Source organism: Saccharothrix deserti, from assembly GCF_009769385.1.
In the GTDB taxonomy this organism is placed as follows: Bacteria; Actinomycetota; Actinomycetes; order Mycobacteriales; family Pseudonocardiaceae; genus Actinosynnema; species Actinosynnema deserti.
The window spans coordinates 212,689-233,791 of sequence record NZ_VKAB01000012.1 but is presented as its reverse complement, the minus strand read 5'-3'; the positions used below and the strand labels follow the sequence as shown (position 1 = coordinate 233,791).

The 21,103-nt window shown below is 70.2% G+C and carries 17 protein-coding genes and 1 pseudogene; 13 read left to right on the top strand and 5 right to left on the bottom strand.

Going from position 1 to position 21,103, the window contains the following annotated elements:
* The first annotated feature begins 11 nt into the window (after positions 1-11).
* Complete coding sequence (locus FM051_RS22745; protein ID WP_158846560.1) at positions 12-2,261, top strand: DUF8189 domain-containing protein; 2,250 nt, start codon at positions 12-14, stop codon at positions 2,259-2,261.
* A gap of 64 nt (positions 2,262-2,325) precedes the next feature.
* Here FM051_RS22745 and FM051_RS22740 read toward each other — a convergent pair whose 3' ends face one another.
* On the bottom strand, positions 2,326-2,487 hold the full coding sequence (locus FM051_RS22740; RefSeq protein ID WP_158846558.1) for a DUF397 domain-containing protein: 162 nt from the start codon (positions 2,485-2,487) through the stop codon (positions 2,326-2,328).
* Positions 2,488-2,496: 9 nt separating this feature from the next.
* Positions 2,497-3,336, bottom strand: coding sequence for a helix-turn-helix domain-containing protein (locus FM051_RS22735; RefSeq protein WP_158846556.1), 840 nt, complete (start codon positions 3,334-3,336; stop codon positions 2,497-2,499).
* An 89-nt stretch (positions 3,337-3,425) separates the two neighbouring features.
* On the opposite strand from FM051_RS22735, the gene FM051_RS22730 reads away from it, so the two are divergent.
* Positions 3,426-3,659 carry a hypothetical protein gene (locus FM051_RS22730; RefSeq protein WP_158846554.1) on the top strand — a complete coding sequence of 78 codons (234 nt, stop codon included), beginning with the start codon at positions 3,426-3,428 and terminating at the stop codon, positions 3,657-3,659.
* On the opposite strand, the gene FM051_RS22725 is transcribed toward FM051_RS22730, so the two are convergent.
* Positions 3,660-6,638 carry an exo-alpha-sialidase gene (locus tag FM051_RS22725; RefSeq protein ID WP_158846552.1) on the bottom strand — a complete coding sequence of 993 codons (2,979 nt, stop codon included), beginning with the start codon at positions 6,636-6,638 and terminating at the stop codon, positions 3,660-3,662.
* A gap of 247 nt (positions 6,639-6,885) precedes the next feature.
* Here FM051_RS22725 and FM051_RS22720 point away from each other — a divergent pair, with 247 nt between their 5' ends.
* The 5 genes and pseudogenes from FM051_RS22720 to FM051_RS54475 form a co-directional block, all read left to right on the top strand.
* Entirely contained in the window at positions 6,886-9,549 is a 2,664-nt protein-coding gene (locus FM051_RS22720) for an AfsR/SARP family transcriptional regulator (protein ID WP_238412577.1), read from the top strand.
* 107 nt (positions 9,550-9,656) lie between these two features.
* Complete coding sequence (locus FM051_RS22715) at positions 9,657-10,226, top strand: NADPH-dependent FMN reductase (protein WP_158846550.1); 570 nt, start codon at positions 9,657-9,659, stop codon at positions 10,224-10,226.
* Between the two features lie 12 nt (positions 10,227-10,238).
* Positions 10,239-10,370: a zinc-binding dehydrogenase gene (locus FM051_RS22710; RefSeq protein WP_238412576.1), complete on the top strand. Its 132-nt coding sequence runs from the start codon at positions 10,239-10,241 to the stop codon at positions 10,368-10,370.
* Positions 10,371-10,380: 10 nt separating this feature from the next.
* The gene (locus tag FM051_RS22705) at positions 10,381-13,071 is read left to right on the top strand and encodes a helix-turn-helix transcriptional regulator (protein WP_158846548.1); all 2,691 of its coding nucleotides are present in this window, start codon (positions 10,381-10,383) and stop codon (positions 13,069-13,071) included.
* A gap of 421 nt (positions 13,072-13,492) precedes the next feature.
* Positions 13,493-13,770, top strand: a pseudogene (locus tag FM051_RS54475) (family 20 glycosylhydrolase); the annotation flags it as partial.
* Positions 13,771-13,925: 155 nt separating this feature from the next.
* Here the strand turns inward: FM051_RS54475 and FM051_RS22695 are convergent.
* Together FM051_RS22695 and FM051_RS22690 are read right to left on the bottom strand one after the other, a co-directional pair.
* A complete protein-coding gene (locus FM051_RS22695; protein ID WP_158846546.1) occupies positions 13,926-14,750 on the bottom strand; it encodes a twin-arginine translocation signal domain-containing protein in 825 nt (274 codons plus the stop codon).
* 67 nt (positions 14,751-14,817) lie between these two features.
* Entirely contained in the window at positions 14,818-15,054 is a 237-nt protein-coding gene (locus FM051_RS22690; RefSeq protein ID WP_158846545.1) for a hypothetical protein, read from the bottom strand.
* Positions 15,055-15,253: 199 nt separating this feature from the next.
* Between FM051_RS22690 and FM051_RS22685 the strand changes: the two genes are divergently transcribed.
* From FM051_RS22685 to mtnB, 6 genes are all read left to right on the top strand, one after another.
* Positions 15,254-16,351 (top strand): XRE family transcriptional regulator, encoded by a 1,098-nt coding sequence (locus FM051_RS22685; protein WP_238412575.1) that lies wholly within the window; start codon positions 15,254-15,256, stop codon positions 16,349-16,351.
* Positions 16,348-17,505: a hypothetical protein gene (locus FM051_RS22680; protein WP_158846544.1), complete on the top strand. Its 1,158-nt coding sequence runs from the start codon at positions 16,348-16,350 to the stop codon at positions 17,503-17,505. Before FM051_RS22685 ends, FM051_RS22680 begins: the two co-directional genes overlap by 4 nt.
* 151 nt (positions 17,506-17,656) lie before the next feature.
* The gene (locus FM051_RS22675) at positions 17,657-18,787 is read left to right on the top strand and encodes an acyl-CoA dehydrogenase family protein (protein WP_158846543.1); all 1,131 of its coding nucleotides are present in this window, start codon (positions 17,657-17,659) and stop codon (positions 18,785-18,787) included.
* On the top strand, positions 18,787-19,812 hold the full coding sequence (locus FM051_RS22670) for a s-methyl-5-thioribose-1-phosphate isomerase (protein WP_158846542.1): 1,026 nt from the start codon (positions 18,787-18,789) through the stop codon (positions 19,810-19,812). Before FM051_RS22675 ends, FM051_RS22670 begins: the two co-directional genes overlap by 1 nt.
* Complete coding sequence (gene mtnC / locus FM051_RS22665; protein WP_158846541.1) at positions 19,805-20,470, top strand: acireductone synthase; 666 nt, start codon at positions 19,805-19,807, stop codon at positions 20,468-20,470. Before FM051_RS22670 ends, mtnC begins: the two co-directional genes overlap by 8 nt.
* Positions 20,467-21,066: a methylthioribulose 1-phosphate dehydratase gene (gene mtnB, locus FM051_RS22660; RefSeq protein WP_274383669.1), complete on the top strand. Its 600-nt coding sequence runs from the start codon at positions 20,467-20,469 to the stop codon at positions 21,064-21,066. Before mtnC ends, mtnB begins: the two co-directional genes overlap by 4 nt.
* Positions 21,067-21,103 lie beyond the last annotated feature (37 nt).

Below are 21,103 nucleotides of genomic sequence, written 5' to 3'. Positions count from 1 at the left end.
GAGGAATCACGTTGTCCAAGAGATCCGGTGCGGGGCTGCTGGCGGTAGCCGCCGCAGTGCTCTCGATGGTGGTCGTGCCGCAGGCGCCGATGGCGCTCGCGGACGCGGCCGGCGGTGGCGGTGACTACGTCCAGCTGGGCAACGACGCCGAGGTGTTGGACACCCGTGACGGGACCGGCGGCGCGACCGGCCAGCGCGGTGAGGCGAGCACCACGACGTTCCCGGTGCTCGGTGTCGGCGGCGTGCCGACCACCGGCGTCGGCACGGTCATGGTGCGCGTGGCCGCGCTCGCCGCGACCGAGGCGACCTTCCTGGAGCTGTGGCCGGACGGCACGCCCCGGCCGACGAACCTCACCGCGCTCAGCGTGAAGGCCGGCGAGGACCTGTCCACGTTCACCGCGGTGAAGGTCGGCTCGAACGGCAAGATCGCGGTCTACAACGCGGCCGGCAAGGCGCACGTCGTGGTCGAGGTGCACGGCTACTTCAAGTCCGCGCAGGGCACCAACGGCGGCGGGTTCGTGCCGGTGGCGCACACCCGCACCATCGACACCCGCAACGGTCTCGGCGTGACCACCGGCATGATCCCGGCGGGCGCCAGCCGCACGGTGACGTTGACCGGCGGCCTCATCCCCGCCGGCGCGTCCGCCGCGTACGTGAACCTGGCGGTGCCGGGCGCGGCCGAGAAGGGCTGGTTCTCCTACACGCCGCCCGGTGGGTCGGTGCGGCCGGTGATGAACTACGTGCCGGGCACCACGCAGCAGGCCGCGGTCGTGCAGTTGCCCGCCGACGGCAAGGTGACCTTCACCAACAACGGCGGCGCCGCCGCGCACTTCATGCTCAACGTGGAGGGCTACTTCACCAACTCGGCCACCACGGGCAGCGGTTTCCGCTCGGCCTACGGTCGGCTGATCAACACCCGGTCGGTCGGCGCGGGGCTGCCGATGGCCGCGAACAGCGTCATCGACGTCCAGGTCGGCGGCACCTACGGGTTGCCGACGCGCGGCATCGCGGGTGCGCTGCTGACGGTCATCGCCACCTCGGAGGCCTCGGGTTACCTCAAGGCGTGGCCGGCGGGCGAGGCCGAGCCGTCGCTGACGATGATGGACCACGGCACCGGCTGGCGGGCCAACTCGATCGTGCTCAAGCCGGGCACGGACGGCAAGATCCGGATCCGGAACGGCAGCGCGGACACCATCCACCTGCTCGTGGACATCCAGGGCTGGTTCGCCGAGCCGCTGCCCACCGTGCCGGTGGTGCAGAACAGCCGGACCACGGTGTTCCAGGCCGCGCCGGTCGCCGGTGCGCGGGCCGGGACGTTGGATTACGCCTACAACGACAACGCGGGGCGGGTCGTCTTCGGGCACCAGCCTTTCGTGGACAACTTCAACTCGACCGAGTGGACGGTGATCTCGGGCAACGAGGCGTTCAGCGGCCAGCCGACGATCGCGCAGCTGTCCGACGGGCGCATCCAGGTCACCGCGCAGCACCGCAGCGGTGACGTGTGGTCGATCACCCAGACGGCGGCGGGTGCGGTGACGTGGAACGCGTGGGTGAACCTCGGTGGTTCGATGGCCGCCGCGCCGACCGCCGCCAAGCTGGCCGACGGGACGTTGGCGCAGTTCGCCGTCGACGTCGACGGCAAGCTGTGGGTGTACCAGCAGAAGGGTTCCGTGCCGTTCTGGCGGAACCTGGGCGACCAGAACCTGGTCGGCGGCCTGACGGTCGTCACGGTGCGCGACGGCCTGCGCGTGTTCGGCCTGGACGGTGCGGGTGCGGTGAAGAGCGTGCTGTTCTACAACGACGGCTCGCTGTCCCCGTGGACTGATCTGGGTGGGGCCGGTTCGTCCGGTGCTCCCGCCGTGGTCGTGCGGCCGGGGTACCAGCTCCAGGTCTTCGTGCGCGGCGCGGCGGGCACCATCGTCACCAAGCTCCAGGACGCCGGTGGCACGTGGCCGGGTGACTGGACCGAGGTCGGCACCGCGACCGTTGCCGCGGCAGGTTCTCCCATCGCCGTTCTCGACCCCGGTGTCGGGCGGGTGGCGGTGGCGTACCGCGGCACCGACAACGAGATCTACCGGGTCTGGGAAACCGCGACCGCCTCGAACACGTGGGGCCAGTGGGGCTGGTTCATCGACGGCTTCTCGGACCCGTCGGCAACCGACCCGTCGATGTTGGCGTACTACAACGGCACCAGCGACACCTGGCTGCTGACCTTCCGCAGCCCGAACGGCACCCCGAGGTGGGTGGACCGCCAGGTCTGAGCCGGACCCAGTTCCGAGCCGGACCGAGTAGAACGGGCCGGGGCCCTACCGCCCCGGCCCGTTTTTACTTGCTGCGCTTGACGAACCCGGCCCAAGCGTTCGCCGGGAAGGCGAGCCGCGGCCCGGCCGGGTTCTTCGAATCACGGACGGCAACGGGGCCGGCCGCAGGGAAGGCGACAGCAACGCAGTTGCCGTTCTCCCCGCTGTAACTGCTGGTGCGCCACACGGCGGACTCCTACGTGATCAACGATTCGATCAGAGCCACGCTCTCGGCAGGCGACAGCGCGACTCGTTCCAGGCTTTGCGTACTGAGGGTATACGCACGCACCCGAACGGAGTCGTCCACGAACGCCGCCGCATCCTGCAACTCGACATACACGATCGGCCGCGCATCCGCGAAGTCCAACAGCACGAACTGTCCGTTGACCGCAGAGTGCGGACCCGCCTCCGGGCGGACGACCTGCAAGGTCACATTGGGCAGCTCGGCCATCTTCAGGAGGTGGCGGTACTGCTCGTTCAGCACCTCGCGCGAGCCGACCCGCAGCCGCAAGGCCTGCTCATTGAAGATTGCATGCAGTTGGAGGGGCGTGTCCTTGAAGAGCAGGCGGCTGCGCTGCACCCGGAACTCGACCAGCCGCTCGGCGTGGTCTGGGCGCACCCTGATGGCCGCGTTGGTGAGCTCGCGGGCGTAAGCCTCGGTCTGGAGCAGTGCGGGCAGCAGGATCGGTTCGAAGATAAACTCCTTGCGCGCCAATGCCTCCAAGCCCGCGAAGGTGCGCAGCCAGTCCGACATGACATCCGACCAGGCACCCAACCACGAGGCCTCATCGACGCGCGTGGTCAGCTGCACGATGCGGTCGATGTGCTCCTTGTCGACGTTGCAAGCTTCGAGGACCTTGCGGATGTCGGCGGGGTACTGCACCGAACGGCCGGTCTCCATGTGCCCGAGTTTCGGCCTGCCGATGCCGGTAGTCTCCGACAACTGCGTGAGCGAGAGCCCGGCTTCGTTGCGGTAGCGCGCGATCTCCACGCCGATCAACCACTGGAGCGCCGAGGGCGCGGCCAACTCGAACATGTGGGCAACGCTATCCAACATCTCATCAGCCGTGTATCACTCAATCGTGCGATGGTGAGCCGTAGATGTCTACCGCTAGCGTTTCGGTCATGCACCTCAGCGCGAAGTCCGTCTTCAGCCACACCTACGTCGAAGTCGCCTCCAACACCGAAGTGACCTGCGAGGTGGTGGCCGAGCAGCTCGAAGTGTTCGTCGGCGAACGCAGCGAACTGCTCGGCCTGTCCAACGGAGTGACGCTCCTGCTGGGCGAAGAAGCCCTCAAGCGCTTGCTCGACAACCTCACCGAGGGCCTTGCCGCCCTCGATGCGCACGAGGCTGCCTGATCAACCTCTGGCGTACGGCGTCTGCGACACGACCTCGAACGGCAGGTGCGTGATCGTCGTCCCGCCGCGCTCGATCCGGAACTCGTCCAGCGTGCCCTTGAACCGGTCGACGCCGTCCAGCCTGGCGCCGAGTTGGATACCGTCGACCGCGAACGCGTCGCCGTAGGTCAGCGACCCCTTGACCGCCGCCGTCCCCCGGACCGTGCCGTCCACCGACAGTTCCAGCGTGTCGCCGGTCCTCCGCAACACCACGTGGTGCCACTGCCCGTCCCCGAAGGCATCGGCGTTGGGCGCCGCGATGGCCGTCGCCCCGGCGTCGGTCTGCACCCAGCCCAAGAGCCGGTCCCGACTGGGCTGCGCGCGCAACCACAGCGCGCGCTCCGTCCCGCCGACGCCGTACGCCCACACCAACACCTGATCAGCCGTGCCTGCGGTATACCGCATACGGAAGTCGATCGCGAAGTCCCCGTCCAACCGCTGGTACGGCACCACGACCGCATCATCCGCACCGTCGAACGCGAGCGCACGACCGGTGAACCCGGTGGTGGTCGCCGCACCGCCGAGCACGGCGGAGTGGTGGCACAGGGCGGAAGTGTCCGCCGTCGCCGGACCGAGCGGCGTGCGGACCACGTCGTGCGCCTGCGTGTTCTGGTGCTCGAACCCCCACCACAACACCCGCTGCCCGGCCACGGTGAGCTGGACGTCGTCCAACGCGCCGGTGAGTACGTCGGAACCGTCCGGCTTGGACCCGACCCGCACCCCGAGCGTGTTCGACACCGACCCGGTCAACCCGGTCGCCACCGCCGGGCTGCCGCCGTCGACGCTCATCTCGACCCGATCACCGACCCGCTTGAGCGACAACTGGTGCCAGTCGCCGTCACCGAACCCGGCCGTCACCGACGGGTCGTTGAGCGCCACCTGGACGTGCCCGGTGTCGGTCTCCACCCACCCGAAGAGGCGGTCCTGACCGGGCTGGGCCCGCACCCACACCGACGGCGCGCCGCCGGTCGCCCCGTACGCCCACAACAACGCCTGGTTCGCCGTGCCCTGGTACTGGAACCACAGGGAGAAGGCGAAGTCCCGCGCGCCGGGGTCCAACGCGGGCGTGTACGGCGTTTCCACGCCGGGGTAGGTGGCGTTGGTCGCCAACGCCGCACCCCCGACCCGGCCGGTGACCGTGCCCCGGTAACCGCCCAGCAGGTTGCCGTCCGAGCAGCGCCCGGACAGGTCGTCGGTGATGGGCGCGGTCACCCTGGTCGGTGCCGCCGCCCCGTCCACGATCTGGAAGGGCAGGTTCACGACCTCGACGCCCGCCTTGCGCACGGTGAAGTCCTTCAACGTGCCGGAGAACGGGTCGACGCCGTCCAGCCGCGACCCCAACCGCAACCCCGTGCGGCTCTTCGTCACCGCTCCCGCGACACCCGTGGCGGTGGCCGAGACCCCGTCCACGGTGAGCGTGATCCGGTTGCCGGTGCGGGCCAAGGAGAGCCGGTGCCAGGCGTTGTCGGCGTAGGCGTTCTCCAACGCGACCGAGGCCCCGCCGGTCGTCCCCTGAACCCAGGCCAGCAGTCGTCCCGGTTGGGCGCGCAGCCAGATCTGCGGGATGTCCGCGCCCTGTCCGTAGGCCCAGAACAGCGCTTGGTTCGCCGTCGACCCGCCGTGCTTGAACGACGTCTCGATGGTGAAGTCCTGCGCTCCGACGTCCAGTGAACGCGAGTAGGGGATGTCGGCCTGCCCGGTGAGCCCGGCGTTCACCGAACCGCGCACGTACGCGTCGTTGGCCTGGACCGTGGTGTCCGGCGATGTCGGCCCGGCGGTCGGCGTGGCCTCGGCCGACGGGTTCGTGCCGCCGGGGATCTGCGCCTGCTGCGTGGTGAACCGGTTGAAGCGGATCTCGTCGGCGGAGAAGTTCGTGCCGCCCTCGTACAGCAGGCCGATTTCGCCGGTGGCCAGCTCGGCGAGGTCCGAGTACCCGGCGCGGCTGCCGTTGATCAGGCCGCCTGCCGTCCAGTTGACGCCGTTGTCGGTGGAGTAGCGGATGCGCATGAGTTCGCGGTCCGTCGGGTCGGACGGACCGGAGAACAGCAGCGTGCCGTTCTTCAGCGCCAATACCGCGCCTTGCACGTTCGGCGTGGTCAGGCTGGGCACGGCGGTGGAGACGGACACGGTCGTGCCGCCGTCCGTGCTGATGGCCCGCGTGCGGTGGTGGCCGGTGGTGATCTCGTTGCGGCCGGACACGTACACATCGCCGTTGGCCAGTTCGGCGACGGACATCTCGCCGGGCTTGAGCTTGCCCTCGACGTACGAGCTGGGTGTCTGGCCGGCGAACCAGTTCTCCCCGTGATCGGGGCTGTAGAACACGCCGGCGTAGTTGGCGTTGCCCACGAACTGGTGCGCGCCCACGACCAGCCGGCCGTCACGGAGCTGGACGCCGTGCGACGGCCCGGTGGCGAACCACCCGTTGGTGGTGCCGTCGAAGCTGATCGGGAGCTGCCGTGCGGCGGACCAGGTGATCCCGTCGTCATCACTGTGCTGAACCCAGGGCAACCGAGACCCACCAGGAACAGCCTCGTTGGACGTGGACAACAAGAACACACGCCCGGTGACCCGGTCCACGACGGGCGCCGGGTTCCCCCGCGTGAACGGCCGCTCGGCGTCCCCGGGAACCCCGCTCAACACGACCCGGGCAGGCCCCCAGGTCCGCCCGTCGTTGGTGGAACGCCGAACGACAAGGTCGATGTCGCCGCGATCGGCACAAGACGGCGATTCCCGTGCCTCGGCGAACGCCAACAACGTGTCCGCCGAAGTCCGCACCAGCGCCGGAATCCGATAACACCCGTACCCGCCGGTCCCACCCTTGAACAACACGTGCTCAACCCCGATGGAGGACGGCGACGCCACTATCCCGCTGCCCCCAGCAGGCATCGCCGTCCAGCCCATCAGACCCAGGACCAGCGCAAACCCCAGAAGTCTTCGCATCGAAGCAGGCTAAGTGCCTGCGCTACCAGCCGACTTCCAGTCCGCTATGCGCCCCCGGGTCGCAACCGCGGCGTCCCAACCGGCCAGGGGGGAGAAAACCGGTCGGGACGTCGACCCCTCGGTCCGGCGGAGTTGTGGGGTCTCCGCCGGGTTCCTTCATCGATCCGCGGTCATGGGGACACCCTGACGCCGGGATCGGGAGCGAACCTAGGATGAACCTTGAACCGGCTGTTCGAGGGGGCTGAGCGTGGACTTCGGACTGCTCGGCGGTGTCCGGGCTCGCAGGGACGGCGACGACCTCGACATCGGCCACATCCGCCAGCGGAGCGTGTTGGCGGCACTGCTGCTGGAGGCCGGGCACCCCGTGTCGGTCGAACGGCTGGTCGACCGGGTTTGGGGAGATCAGCCGCCGTTGCGCGCCCGCGAGACGCTGTACGGGTACGTCTCCAAGTTGCGCGCCGCCGGGATCGACATCCAACGCCGTCCGGGCGGGTACCTGCTGGAAACCGACGCGGTCGACCTGGTCGAGTTCCGGGCACTCGCCAAGCAGGCCCGCAACGAACCGGACCAGCGCGCCGCGCGGCTGTACGACCAGGCACTGCGCCTCTGGCGCGGTGAGGCGTTGGACGGGCTCGAATCGGAGTGGTTCGCCCAGGTCAGAGATGCCCTGCACGCCGAACGCGCGACCGTCGAACTCGACCGCAACGACGTCGCGATCAGGCTCGGCGACCACGCCGCCCTGCTCCCCGCCCTCCGCAAAGCCACCCAGGCCAACCCGCTGGACGAACGCCTCGCCGGTCAGCTCGTGCTCGCCCTGCACCTGAGCGGCCGGTCGTCGGAGGGCTTGCAGCACTACGACGCGGTGCGCCGCCTCCTCGCCGACGAGCTGGGCACCGACCCCGGCAAGCCGCTGCAAGATCTCTACCTGCGGCTTCTGGGTCACAAAGATCAAGCAAGCGAACCCCCGGAGGCCCAGGAGAGCGGCAAGGCCGTTCCGCGCCAGCTGCCGGCCCCGCAACGGTGGTTCACCGGACGTGAGAAGGAGATCGCGGACCTCACCGAACCGGCGTCCACCGTCGTCATCACGGCGATCGGCGGCACGGGCGGCATCGGGAAGACGGCGTTGGCGCTGCACTGGGCCCACCAGCACCTGGACGACTTCCCGGACGGCCAGCTCTACGTCAACCTCCGCGGCTTCGACCCGGCCGGCGAACCCGTCGCACCCCAGACCGCCCTGCGCGGTTTCCTCGAAGCCCTCGGCGTCGACGACCCGCCGGCCGACCTCGACGCCCAGGCCGCCCTCTACCGCAGCCTGATCGCCGACAAGCGCGTCCTGGTCGTCCTGGACAACGCCCGCGACACCACCCAAGTCGCCCCGCTCCTGCCCGGCGGCGCGCGCTGCACCGTCCTGGTCACCAGCCGCGTGCAGCTCCTCGGCCTGCTCACGGCCCACGGCGCGCGTTCGGTCGCGTTGGACGTCCTGGACGAGCACGATGCGAAGGCACTGCTCACCGCCCGCCTCGGCGTGGAACGGGTCGAAGCCGAACCGGACGTCACCCGTGAGCTGCTGTCCCTCTGCGGCGGCCTCCCGCTGGCCCTGAGCATCATCGCCGCCCGTGCCGTCACCCAGCCGGACCTCCCGCTGTCCGCCCTCACCGACGAGCTGAAGGACCAGCGCCTGGACGCGTTGGACGACCTCAGCGCCGACCTGCGCACGGTGTTCGCCTGCTCGTTACGGGTGCTCACCCCCGAGGCGAAGGAACTGTTCGGCCTGTTCGGCCTGACCTCCGCACCCGACCTGAGCCTGCGCGCGATCACCGCCCTCACCGGCCGCGCCAACACCCGCAAGCTGCTCAGGGAACTCGAAGCCGCCCACCTGGTCCAGCAACACCAGGTCGGCCGCTACCGCATGCACGACCTCGTGCGCCTCTACGCCGCCGAAGTCGCCCCCGCGCACGCCGACACGAACCTGCGCGATTTCGTCGGCTACTTCGTCGCCACCGCGCACAACGGCGACCGCCTCATCGAGCCCCACCGCCCACCGGTGCCGGCTCCCGAGGGCCACGCGGCACCGCTGGAAGACGTCACCGCCGCGATGGCCTGGTTCGACGCCGAGCACGAATCGCTGCTCGCCGCCCAACGCCTCGCCACCGCCCACGGCCTGCACGACGTCGCCTGGCACCTGGCCTGGGCGCTCACCAACTACCACCTGCGCAGGGGCCACGCGACCGACATCGTGGTCTGGCGGGCCGCGCTCGACGCCGCAGACGTGCTCGATGACCGGTTCAAGCGGGTTTCCGCGCACAAGTACCTCGGCATGGCGTTGACCGACGCGAGCCGTTACGACGACGGCGACTACCACCTGCGCCAGGCGTTGGCGCTGGTCGAGGACGACTACGGCAAGGCGGGCGCACACCGTGCGATGGCGTGGGCGCTGGAACGCCGTGGCGACCTCACCGGTGCCCTGGAGCACGCGCTGGCGCAGCTGGAGGTGTTCCGCGCGCTCGGCATCCCGGTCCGCATCGCCGAAGCGCTCAACGACGTCGGCTACCGCATGGCCCGGCTCGGCGACTACGTCCGGGCCGAGGAGCACTGCGTGGAAGCGTTGGCGCTCAACAAGGAGCTGGGCCACGTCGAAGGCGAAGCGGCCACTTCGGACAGTCTCGGCTACATCGCCCACCACCACGGGCGCGACGCCGATTCGGTCGAGCACTACCGGCACGCCCTCAAGCTCTACCGGCAGTTGGACAACTCCTACGAGGAGGCCACCGTCCTGCGGCACTTCGGCGACGTGCTCGCCGCCGTTGGTCGGCACGCCGAAGCCCGCGAGGCACACCAACAAGCCCTCAGCCTCTTCCGCGCCCAGGGCCGTGCGGAGGATGCGGAAGAGGTCCTGGCGCTACTCGCCTGACGGCACTTGACCAGTCAAATCCGTCAGGTGACCAGTCACGTGACAGATGCCCGTGACCTCCCCTCGCTCATAACGTTGCCACCACAACAGCGAGGGAGGGAAACCCCGTGATCAAGCTGGCGATCATCGTAGGCAGCACCCGCAAGGGCCGGTTCGCGCCGGTCGTCTCGAACTGGTTCGTCGATCAGGCCAAGCAGCGCGACGACCTGATCGTGGACGTGCTGGACCTGGCCGATCTCGGCCTGCCGGACATGCTGCACGAGTTCGGCGCGGACCCGGCCCCGGAGGTCGCGCTGGTCTCGCCGCGCCTGCAGGAGGCGGACGCGTTCGTCGTCATCACGCCCGAGTACAACCACAGCTTCCCCGCGCCGTTGAAGAGCGCCATCGACTGGCACTTCACCGAGTGGCAGGCCAAGCCGGTCGGGTTCGTCTCGTACGGCGGCGTCGGCGGCGGGTTGCGGGCGGTCGAGCAGCTGCGGCAGGTCTTCGCCGAGCTGCACGCGGTCACCGTGCGGGACACCGTCAGCTTCCACGGCGTGTGGGCGCGGTTCGACGAGACCGGGAACCCGGTGGAGCCGGACGAGGTCAACAAGGCCGCCACGACCTTGCTCGACCAGCTCGGCTGGTGGGGAACGGCGCTCAAGGAGGCCCGCGCCAAGCGGCCTTACGGGGCCTGACGTGCGCGTTGGGTGAGGCGGCGTCTCACCGGCTCACCGCCGGTAGTGCAGACGTTCCCGCTCGCGGAGGCGGCGCGGGCGCACGCGGCGATGGAGAGCAGGCACACGGTCGGCAAAGCCGTCCTGGTCCCGGACGCCGGCTAGGGTCGGGGACATGCTGCACGGGAGGTCGGCCGAACTCGCCGTGGTCGATCGGCTCCTAGCCGACGCCCGCGCCGGGCACAGCGGTGTGCTCGTCGTGCGAGGTGAAGCGGGCATCGGCAAGTCGGCACTGCTCGCACACGCCGCCGTCGAAGCCGAGTCGTTCCGGGTTCTGCGCGGCACCGCGATCGAGTCCGAGTCGGTGGTGCCGTTCGCCGGGTTGAACCTGCTCCTCGGCCGCGTCGTGGACCGCGTCGACTCGCTGCCACCGAACCAAGCCGCCGCACTGCGCGGCGCACTCGGCCTCGCCCCGCCCGACGGCGGCGACTACTACCTCGTCGGCCTCGCCGTCCTCACCCTCCTCGCCGACCTGGCCGACCAGGGACCGGTCCTCTGCCTGGTGGACGACGCGCACTGGCTCGACCAGGGCTCCGCGCACGCACTCCTCTTCGCCGCACGCCGCCTGCAGGCCGAAGGCATAGCCCTCCTCTTCGCCGCCCGCGACCTGCACGCACCGCCGTTCCCCGCCCCCGGCCTACCGGAGCTGCGCCTCACCGGCCTGGCCCCCGAACACGCCACCGCACTCCTCGACGAGCACGCCGCCGACCTCCCGCGCTACGTCCGCGAGCAGATCGCCCAAGAAGCCCGTGGCAACCCGTTGGCGCTGCTGGAACTGCCCGCCGCCCAACGCGAAGGCCACCTGCCCGCCGCGCACGCCTACCGCGTCGCCGCACTCCCCACCCACAGCCGCATCCAGCAGACGTTCGCCGACCGCATCGGCACCCTGCCCGAACGCACCCGCACCCTCCTCCTCGTCGCGGCAGCCGACGACACCGGCGACCCGGGCGTCGTGTTCAAGGCCGCCGGTCTCCTGGGCGCGTCCGTGGACGACCTCGAAATCGCCGAGCAACGCCAACTCCTGCGTTCCGACGAGGGCAGGCTGACGTTCCGCCACCCCCTGATCCGCGCCGCCGCCTACCAGAGCGCCTCACTGGTACGACGCCTCGCCGTCCACAAAGCACTGGCCGAAGCACTGGCCGAAGTGCTGGACGACGCCCACCGCAGCGCGTGGCACCTGGCCGCCGCCACCACCGGGCCCGACGAGGACGTGGCCGCCGCGTTGGCCCGCACCGCCGAGGACGTGCGCGGCCGTGGCGGGTTCGTCGCCGTCGCGTCGGCCTACCAGCGTGCCGCCGAGCTGACCCCCGACACCGTGAAGCGGTCGCAACGCCTGGTGTTGGCGGCCGGCGCGGCGGGAGCGGCGGGCCAGTTCGACCGCGCGGTCGCGCTCGCCGGCCAGGCGTGGGACCTGGTGACGGAGCAGGTGGACGGCGCCAGGGTGGCCCGCATCCAGGCGAGGTTGGCCAGTGAGCGGGGACGTCCGGTGGAGGCGGCGACGCAACTCGCCCGTGCCGCGACGTGCGCCGAGCACACCGACCGTGAGCTGGCGGGGGAGTTGCTGTTCCACGCCGCCCAGAACGCGTGGGCGGGCCGGGATCTCGACGCCGTTCAGGAGATCGCGGCACGGGCGGTCGGCCTGCCCGGCGCCGACGACACGCAAGCCCTCGCACGGGCGGCCGTGGGACTGGACGGCGACGACGTGCCCGGCGGCCTGGCGGCGCTGCGGAAACTGCTCGAGTCGCCGTACGTCGGCGGACCGGGGAACGCGGTGACCGCCTGGTGGCACCTGGTCCTGGGCGACGACCAGGCCGCGTACGACTGGGCCTACCAGCTGGAACGCCAGTCCCGCGCGCAGGGCGCCCTCGGCGTGCTGCCCCGCGCCCTCGCCTACCTGGCACGCGGTCGACTGCACCTCGGACAGCACCGCGACGCCCGTGCCACCGCCGAGGAGGGGTTGCGGATCGCGGCCGACATCGGCCAGGAGTTCAGCGTCGGCTTCCTGTCCAGCGTGCTCGCCGAGCTGGCCGCCATCGAGGGCGACGAGGCCCGGTGCGAGGAGCTGGTCGCGACGTTCACCGACGGCCCGCCCGCGTCCGTGCGCGCCGCGTGCTCGTTGGCGTTGCTGGACCTCGGCCTCGGCCGGCACGAGGCCGTGCTGGACCGGTTGGCCGACGTGGCGGCCGGCGCGCACCGGCTGTACGCCATCGGCAGCCTGCCCGACCTGGTGGAAGCCGCCGTCCGGCTGGGGAAGCACGCCTCGGCCGAGGACGTCGCCGACTGGTACGACGAGTGGGCGTTGAACACCGGCCAGCCGTGGGCGCGGGCGGTCGCCTCGCGTTGCCGTGCGCTGCTCACCGATGAAGAGCAGTGGTTCACCCAAGCCGTGGACCTGCACCGCGCCAACGACCGCCGCCCGTTCGAACGCGCCCGCACCGAGCTGCTGTACGGCGAGTGGCTGCGCCGGGCCCGCCGCAAGACCGATGCCCGCACGCACCTGCGTTCCGCGTTGGACCTCTTCGAACGCCTGGGCGCGACGCCGTGGGCGGCCCGTGCCCGCACCGAGCTCCGCGCCACCGGCGAGAGCCGAGCCGTGCCGGGCCCCGATCCGTTGAGCGCCCTGACCCCGCAGGAACTCCAGGTCGTGCGGCTGGCCGCCGAGGGGCTGAGCAACCGGGACATCGGCGCGCAGCTGTTCCTGAGCCCGCGAACCGTCGGCTACCACCTCTACAAGGCGTACCCGAAGCTCGGTGTGGCGTCGCGGGTGGAGTTGGGCAAGCTCGACCTGAGCGGCCAGTTGGTCTAGCCATCAGTGACAGGACCGACTGTGAAACTCGCGGGCGTGCTCGCCGTCCTGGTCGTGGTGTTCGGCGCGACCGTCGTCTGGAACGCCGGCTCCGACACCACCACGGCCTCGGCCGCCGAACCCCTGCAAAGCCTGGTCCCCGTGCCGGTGTCGGTGCAGCCCGCCGCCGGCGTCACCGCCGACTCTCCGACGGACGGCATCGCGCTGCTCATCGGCGGTGCGCCTGCGGCCGTCGGTGACCAGGGCTACCACCTCGTCATCACCGCCGCGTCCGTGCAGATCCGCGCGAACACCCAGGCAGGCCCGTGGACGCTCCCCGGCGCGACGATCACCGACTACCCGCGTTTCGGCCACCGGAGCGCGATGCTCGACGTGGCCCGCCACTTCCACCCGGTCGACACGGTCAAGCGGTACCTCGACCAGCTGGAACCCCGGCGCGTACGTCAGCGGCGTGCCCGAGTCCGCCGTCCACGGCGTGGAAGCTCCACTGTGGACGGAAGCGGTCGTGACGCCCGCCCACATCGACTCATGGCGTTCCCGCGCCTGCCCGCGATAGCCGAACTGGGCTGGTCACCGTGGTCGACGCACGACCGGGACGCCTTCCGCGTCCGCCTGGCCGCCCAAGCCCCGCGCTGGTCCGCGCTGGGCATCGCCCACCACCGCTCACCCCAAGTCCCCTGGCCCCAACCCTCGCCGTGATGATCAACACCTGAACGTTGAACTCACCCACCCCGGGTGTTCGACTCTCGGGACCTGGAGGTTCGACTCTCGCGTGAGTCGAACACTCAGGTAGCGAGAGTCGAACGTTCGGGAGGGGTGAGTTCAACACTCAGGGTCCCGCCAATGGGTGAGGGTCAGGCGATGCGGGCGGCGGAGACGGGGCGTTGGGCCATGGTGAACGTGCCGGCGGACGACGTGTTGACGCTCCAGCGGTACCGGGCGAACTCGCCGGTCGTGTCCGAGGCGTAGAACATCATGTGCCCGTAGCCCGCGCCGTTCGTCTCGGCGGTCGCGTTGAAGATCCGGTTGTCCGGGAACCGGAAGTAGTTGCCCACCCCGTACACGCCGTGCGGCGCGGACGTGCAGTCGACGACCTCCACCGCGTACTGCGTCTCACCGGGGAAGTTCAGGCTGGAGCTGGGCGCGGTGTAGACGCCCTTGACCGAACGCACCATCACCACGTGCCCGGTGTTGGTGTCCTGGTCGTTGCGGTAGTCGACGGCGATCAGATCACCCGGCCGGAGGTCCGCCACTCTGGTGACGCGCTCGAAGTGCGGGATCTCCCGCTCGGCGAACGCGGCCCGGTAGTCACGCGCGAACGGGCTCGCGAGTCCGAAGTGGGCGCTGAAGAAACCCGAGGTCGCCCACCTGTACGTGCGCTTCAGCACGGCCGTCAGGAACGACGCGCACTGGCTCTGGTTGACCCACCCGGACGCGTCACCGGGTGAACCCCACCGGACCACGTTCGGCTGATCCGGCTCCTTGTACGTGTTGTTGGCCAACGGGCAGGTCGGCAACGACAGGTAGCCGACGAGTTGCTCGGCCTCGAGCAAGTGCGGTGTGGACGTCTGATGTGGACGCGGTGGCTGGGCCTCGGCCAACGCGGTCGTCCCGAGGGTCGCGGTCACCCCTACGGCGACGGCGGTTCCCCCCAGGAACGATCTGCGCGACAGGTCCATCGTGCGACTCCCCCTTCGATGCGGGCCCGCATACCGTAGTCGAAGGGGGTTGGCCGCACGCGGCGGTTCAGCGCACGTAGACCAGCAGGACGGTGGTCATGACCGTGCACAGGGCGAGCATCGTGGCGATCCCCGTCATGGCCGCTCCGGCCGACAGGAGGATCCGGGTGAGCATGCCCAGCACCCGGCGGAGCAGCCGGGCCAGGCCCATGACCAGCGCCAACGCGCCCATCATGATCATCACCACGAGTGGCGTCCACTCGGTGGTCTGAGACGTTTGAGCTAATGCGGTGAGCGTGTTCATAGCGACCCCCGGATGGCTTCCTGGGTGAACTTCACCTAGACTCACTGAAGTTGACTGAACCTCAGTAACATGAGGGTAAGTCCAGCTGTACTTGACTGACAAGGCCCTTCTGGGGGTATCGAGTCGTGACTTTTCTCCGCAATCGTGTATGTTTCGCTCTTCAGCTGATATGCTGAAGTTCACTGAAGGGTGCGCGGACGTGGCCGTTACGGGTGACTCCCACTTGCTGGCGCACCGCCTTCGGGCGTTGCGCGAGGAACACTGGCCTGATGTGACGATCACGCAGAGTGATCTTGCTCAGGCGTTCAGTGCCGACAAGCCGGCCAGCGTGCCCCTGCTGTCGTCGTGGGAGAGCCGCAGCAAGCCCAAGACACCGCCGCTGCACCGCCTCGTCGCCTACGCCACGTTCTTCGCCACCAAGCGCTCCGTCGAGCAGCGCCCCTACCGGCTGATCCCGCCGGACGAGCTGACCCCCGACGAACTGCGCCACCGCGAAGAGCTGCTGAACGAACTGACCGACCTCCGGGCCGCCGCCGAACAACGCGACACCGGCACGCCACCGCTGCAGGACCGCGCCAATCGCGGTTTCTGGTACTTCGACGACCGCCACGTCATCACGATCGTGGTCGCCCAGCTCCCACCGGACATGCGCGCCCAGATGCCGTACGCGGATCCCACCCAGCCGGACTACGTCGAGCTCTACACGTACGCGGACCTCGACGCCCTGATCGAGCTGCACGGCCACATCCGCGCGCTCAACCCCAACAGCCAGGTCAACTTCCGCATCGCCTCCGACCTGGTACCGGACGACTACACCACGCACCTCGTGCTGCTGGGCGGCGTGGACTGGAACGTGCTCACCCGCGAGCTGCTGAAACGGGTCGACATGCCCGTCACCCAGGTCGCCAGGCACGACGAATCCGAGTCGGGCGGGTTCGTGGTGCACACGGAGGACGACGAGGAACGCCTCTACGCGCCCAAGCTCGCCAAGATCCGCGGCAACGAGATCCTCCAAGAGGACGTCGCCCACTTCTACCGCGGGATCAACCCGTTCAACCACAAGCGAACGGTGACGATCTGCAACGGCATGTACGGCCGGGGGACCCTCGGAGTCGTGCGTGCGCTCACGGACGGCAGGTTCCGCGACCGCAACGCGGAGTACCTGAAGCAGCGATTCCCAGGCCTCGATTCGTACAGCATCCTGACCAGGGTGCAGGTCGTGAACGGCCAGGTGGTCACGCCGGACTGGAACCTGTCCGAATCCCGACTCTTCGAATGGCCGGAGGGCCAGAGTTGAACGTCGCAGCCCCTGCGCTCGTGCCCCACCGCGAGACGCAAGGCCCCCGGTCGGCGAACCACCACGCGTCCCACCGGCACCTGCTGGCCCGGAACGCCGTCGCCGTCCCGGCGAAGGTCGACGCGATCATCGTGCCGACCTCGCGACCCACCGCCTACCTCGAGACGGTCGTCGCACTCGCGAAGCACCACCGGTGCACGCTGGTCACGTTGTGCAGCCGCCGTTCGTCCGCGGACGCCGCCACCGCGCTGGCCGAACGCGCGGGCGTGGAGATCGTCGCCGCCGACATCGCCGAGGCTCCCGCCGACCTCGTCCCGGACTTCCGGACGACGAAGATGCTCCGCGGCGGCAAGTTCGACCGCCGCACCGACACCAGCCTGAAGCGCAACCTCGGACTGCTGTTGGCGGCCGTGGCCGGCTGGGAACGGGTCGTCTACGTGGACGACGACGTCATGATCCCGCGCCCCGACGACCTGGCCGACGCCGTGGGTCTGCTCGACGACTTCACCGGCGTCGGGCTCTCGGTCGGCGGCTACCCGGACAACTCCGTGGTCTGCCACGCCTACCGCGACGCGGGCGGCGACCAGGACACGTTCATCGGCACCGGCGCGCTCGCGATCGGCCGGGAGTCGTTCACGTCGTTCTTCCCCAACATCTACAACGAAGACTGGTTCTTCCTGCTCAACGACACCGGCCTGTCGCCGTCGGCGGTGACCGGGCTGGCCATCCAGCAGCCGTACGACCCGTACCGGGACACCATGCGCGCCCGCACCGAGGAGCTGGGCGACTGCCTCGCCGAAGGGCTGTTCGGGCTGCTGGACACCGGCCACGGCCTGACCGACGCCACCGCCGCGTACTGGCGGCGCTTCCTCGGCCGGCGCAGGCGGTTCATCGACGAGGTCATCACCATGGTCGACGACGTCGAACCGGACGGCGCCGCCAAGGACCGCATGATCGCCGCCCTGAAAGCCGCCCGCGGCCGCAACCGGCTCATCGAGCCCCAGCTGTGCGTGGACTACCTGACGGCGTGGCGAGCGGATCGCCGGGTGTGGCGGTCCCACATCGACGCCACGCGCCGCCGCTACCGCGGTCAGTCCGTCCAGAAACTGCTGGCCGACGCCGGTCTCATGCACGGCTACCGCCCTGGCGCGTGACCGGCGGACCCGACCAGGACCGGCCGGTCTCCCATGTGGCGGAACGCTCAGCTCACGGCGCTCGCCGGCGATTAGGCTCGCCTGCTGGAACGCGGACGAGCACGCGGACGAGCAGGCGACGGCTGAGCCGTCGGTCAGGTGGAGGCAGGGCATGACGAGCACCGATGGTCGGCAGAAGTGGCTGACCGTCGCCGAGGAGCTGGCCACCGCGTTGCGGGTGGACGCGGCGGAGCGTGACCGGCGCGGTGCGGAGCCCGCGGCCGAGGTCGACGCCCTGCGGCGGTCCGGCGTGCTGGCGATCGGCGACTGGGCCACGCAGCAGGCCGTGACCAGGGTCGTCGGTGCGGCCGATGCCAACGTCGGGCACCTGCTCGGCTACCACTACCTGCAGGTTTGGCGCAGCGGGCTGTTCGACACCCCGGCCGGCGACAACCTGTCCGGCGCCGATCTCTTCTGGGCAGGCGTCAGCAACCCGTTGGACGCGGCGCTGGAACTGCGGCCCGTCGACGGCGGGTTCGAGGTCACGGGCCGCAAGACGTTCGCCACCGGCGCCTCGGTGGCCGACCGGCTCGTGGTCAGCGCCACCCGCACCGACAACGGCGACAAGGTGACCTTCACCCTCGACGCGAAAGCCGAGGGCATCACCTACGCGGGTGACTGGGACAACATCGGCCAACGCCTCACCGCCAGCGGCGGCGTGGTGTTCGACCACGTCCACGTGCCCGCCGACCAGGTCCTGGGCGTGCACGACGAGACGAACCCGCGCCTCTCACTGGCCGCCCTGGGCTTCCAGCTCGTGCTCGCCCAGCTGTACGTGGCGATGGCCGAGGGCGCCCTGGCCGAAGCCGCCCAGTACACCCGCACGACCACCCGCCCGTGGTTCCTCAGCGGTGTCGACACGGCCACCGCAGACCCGTACATCCTCGGCACCTACGGCGAGCTGGTCTCCGAAACCCAGGCCGCAGGTTTCCTCACCGACCACGCCTCGGACCGGCTGCACCAGGCCTCCGAACGCGGCGCCGACCTGACCGCCGACGAACGCGCCGAGACCGCCGCCGCCATCTCGTCCGCCAAGGTCGTGTCGACGAAGGTCGCCAACCAGACCACCAGCCGGGTGTTCGAGCTGTGCGGCGCCCGTGCCACCGCGGCCGGGTACGCCTTCGACCGGTTCTGGCGCAACGCCCGCACGCTCACCCTCCACGACCCGGTGTCGTACAAGGCCCGCGAGGTCGGCGCGTACTTCCTCACCGGTGAGCACGCCCCGTTCACCGGGTACAGCTGATGGAGCCGCTGCTCGCGCGCAGCGTGCGCCTCGAAGACGACGGCGTGCACGTGCTGGACCGGCGGAACTTCCCGTTCGAGAAGGTGTGGGTGCGCTGCGCCACGGTGGCCGAGGTCGCCAAGGCCATCGAGGACATGGTCACGCAGTCCTCGGGCCCGTACTTCGCCGCGCTGTGGGGCATGGTGCTCGCCGCCCGCGAAGCCCGCGGCCTGCCTCGTGAAGAGGCCCGCGCCTACCTCGACCAGGCCGGACAGCTGCTGATCGCCACCCGCCGCACCAACAACCACCTGCGCAAGGCGGTCGCCGCCGTGCTGGCCGGCGTGGACGATGACGACGACCTCGAAGCCGGTGCGCTGAAGGGCGCGGAGGCGGGGGACGAGCGGTACCGCGAACGCAGCCGCCGGCTCGGCGCGCACACCGCCGAGCTGTTGCCGGACGAGGGCGCCGTGCTCACGCACTGCTGGGCCGACCTCTACCTGACCGAGACCGTCACCGCCGCTCAGGCCATGGGCAAACGTTTGCGGTTCGTGTGCACGGAGACCCGCCCGTACCTCCAGGGCGCCCGCCTGACCGCGGAGACCCTGGCCGAGATGGGCGTCGACACGACCCTCATCACGGACGGCATGGGCGCGGCCGTCATGTCGACCGGGCAGGTCGACGTGCTGCTGACCGCCGCCGACCGGGTCACCATGGACGGGCACGTGGTCAACAAGGTCGGCACGCTCGGCCTGGCCGTCGCGGCACAGGCGTTCGACCTGCCGTTCCTGGCCATGGTGCAGGCGCCGGACCGGCTCGCGCCCACCGCCGGCGACGTGCCGATCGAGTACCGGCCCGGTGACGACGTGCTGCACACGCTGGGCCGCCGCACGGCCACCGATCGGGCGCGCGGGCTGTACCCGGCGTTCGACGTCACGCCGCCGCGGTTCGTGACCTCGGTGGTGACCGATCGCGGTGCGTACGCTCCGCACGAGCTGGCTGATTACTACGTTGAGGGCGATGGAGATGGTGGAGCGGTTCATGAGTGAGTGGGTTGTGCTGGACATCGAGGGCACGCTCAGCGCCACCGACCAGGTCCTGGTCACGTTGTACGACTACGCCCGGCCGCGGCTCGGTCCGTGGATCGACGAGCACGCCGACGACCCGGCCGTGGTCGAGGCGGTCGCGCAGATCCGTGAGCTGTCCGGTGTGGACGGTGGTACCGACGAGCTGGTCGCTGTGCTGCACGGCTGGATGGACTCCGATCAGAAGGTCACCCCGCTCAAGACGTTGCAGGGCCTGATCTGGCAGCGCGGTTACGCCGAGGGCGACCTGGTGGCCGAGTTCTTCCCCGACGTGGTGCCGGCGCTGCGCAAGTGGCACGCGGACGGCGTCAAGCTGGCCGTGTTCTCGTCCGGTTCGGTGGCCGGTCAGGTGGCGTTCTTCGCCCACACCACCGACGGCGACCTGACGTCGTTGTTCGAGTACCACTTCGACACGGTGAACGCGGGCCCGAAGCGCGAGGCCTCCTCGTACCTGAAGATCGCGTCCGTGCTCGGTTCGACCGACATCACGTTCTACTCGGACGTCCCCGCCGAACTGGATGCCGCCGTCGAGGCGGGCTGGCAGGCGGTCGGCGTCGCGCGTCCCGGCGAGCCGTACGGCGACGCGGACTTCGGTCCACACCGGACGGTGGTCGCCCTGTGAGGACCGGCTCTGTGACGCCCGGCGAGGCGCTGGCCGCCGAGTGCGCCCGGTACACCGCGATGGGCTGGATGCGCGGCACGTCGGGCAACCTGTCGGTGGTCGTGGACCGCGATCCGCTGCGGCTCGCGGTGACCGTCAGCGGCAAGGACAAGGGCGAGCTGACGCCCGACGACGTGGTGCTGATCGACGCCGAGGGCCGCACCGACGACCCGGTGCGGGTGCCGAGCGCCGAAGCGGGCCTGCACGGGCGGATCGCGGCGGTGTCCGGCGCGGGCGCGGTGGTCCACGTGCACGCCCTCGCGCCCGTCGTCGCGGCGGAGTTCTGGCCCGACGGTGTCGAACTGCGCGACCTGGAGATGCTCAAGGGCTTCGGACGGCAGGCGGACGACGTGGTCGTCATCCCGGTCGTGCCGAACAGCCAGGACATGCGCGTGCTCGGTGACGCGTTCGAGGCCGGGTTCCGCGAGGACGTGCCGGCCTTGCTCGTGGCCAGGCACGGGGTGTACGTGTGGGGAGACGACCTGCACCAGGCCCGGCACCGGTTGGAGTGCCTGGAGTGGCTGTTGCGCTTCAAGACCGAGACCGTGGAGCGCTGAGACGCGCCAGTCCGTCAAGAGCAGAGGAGGTAGGCGC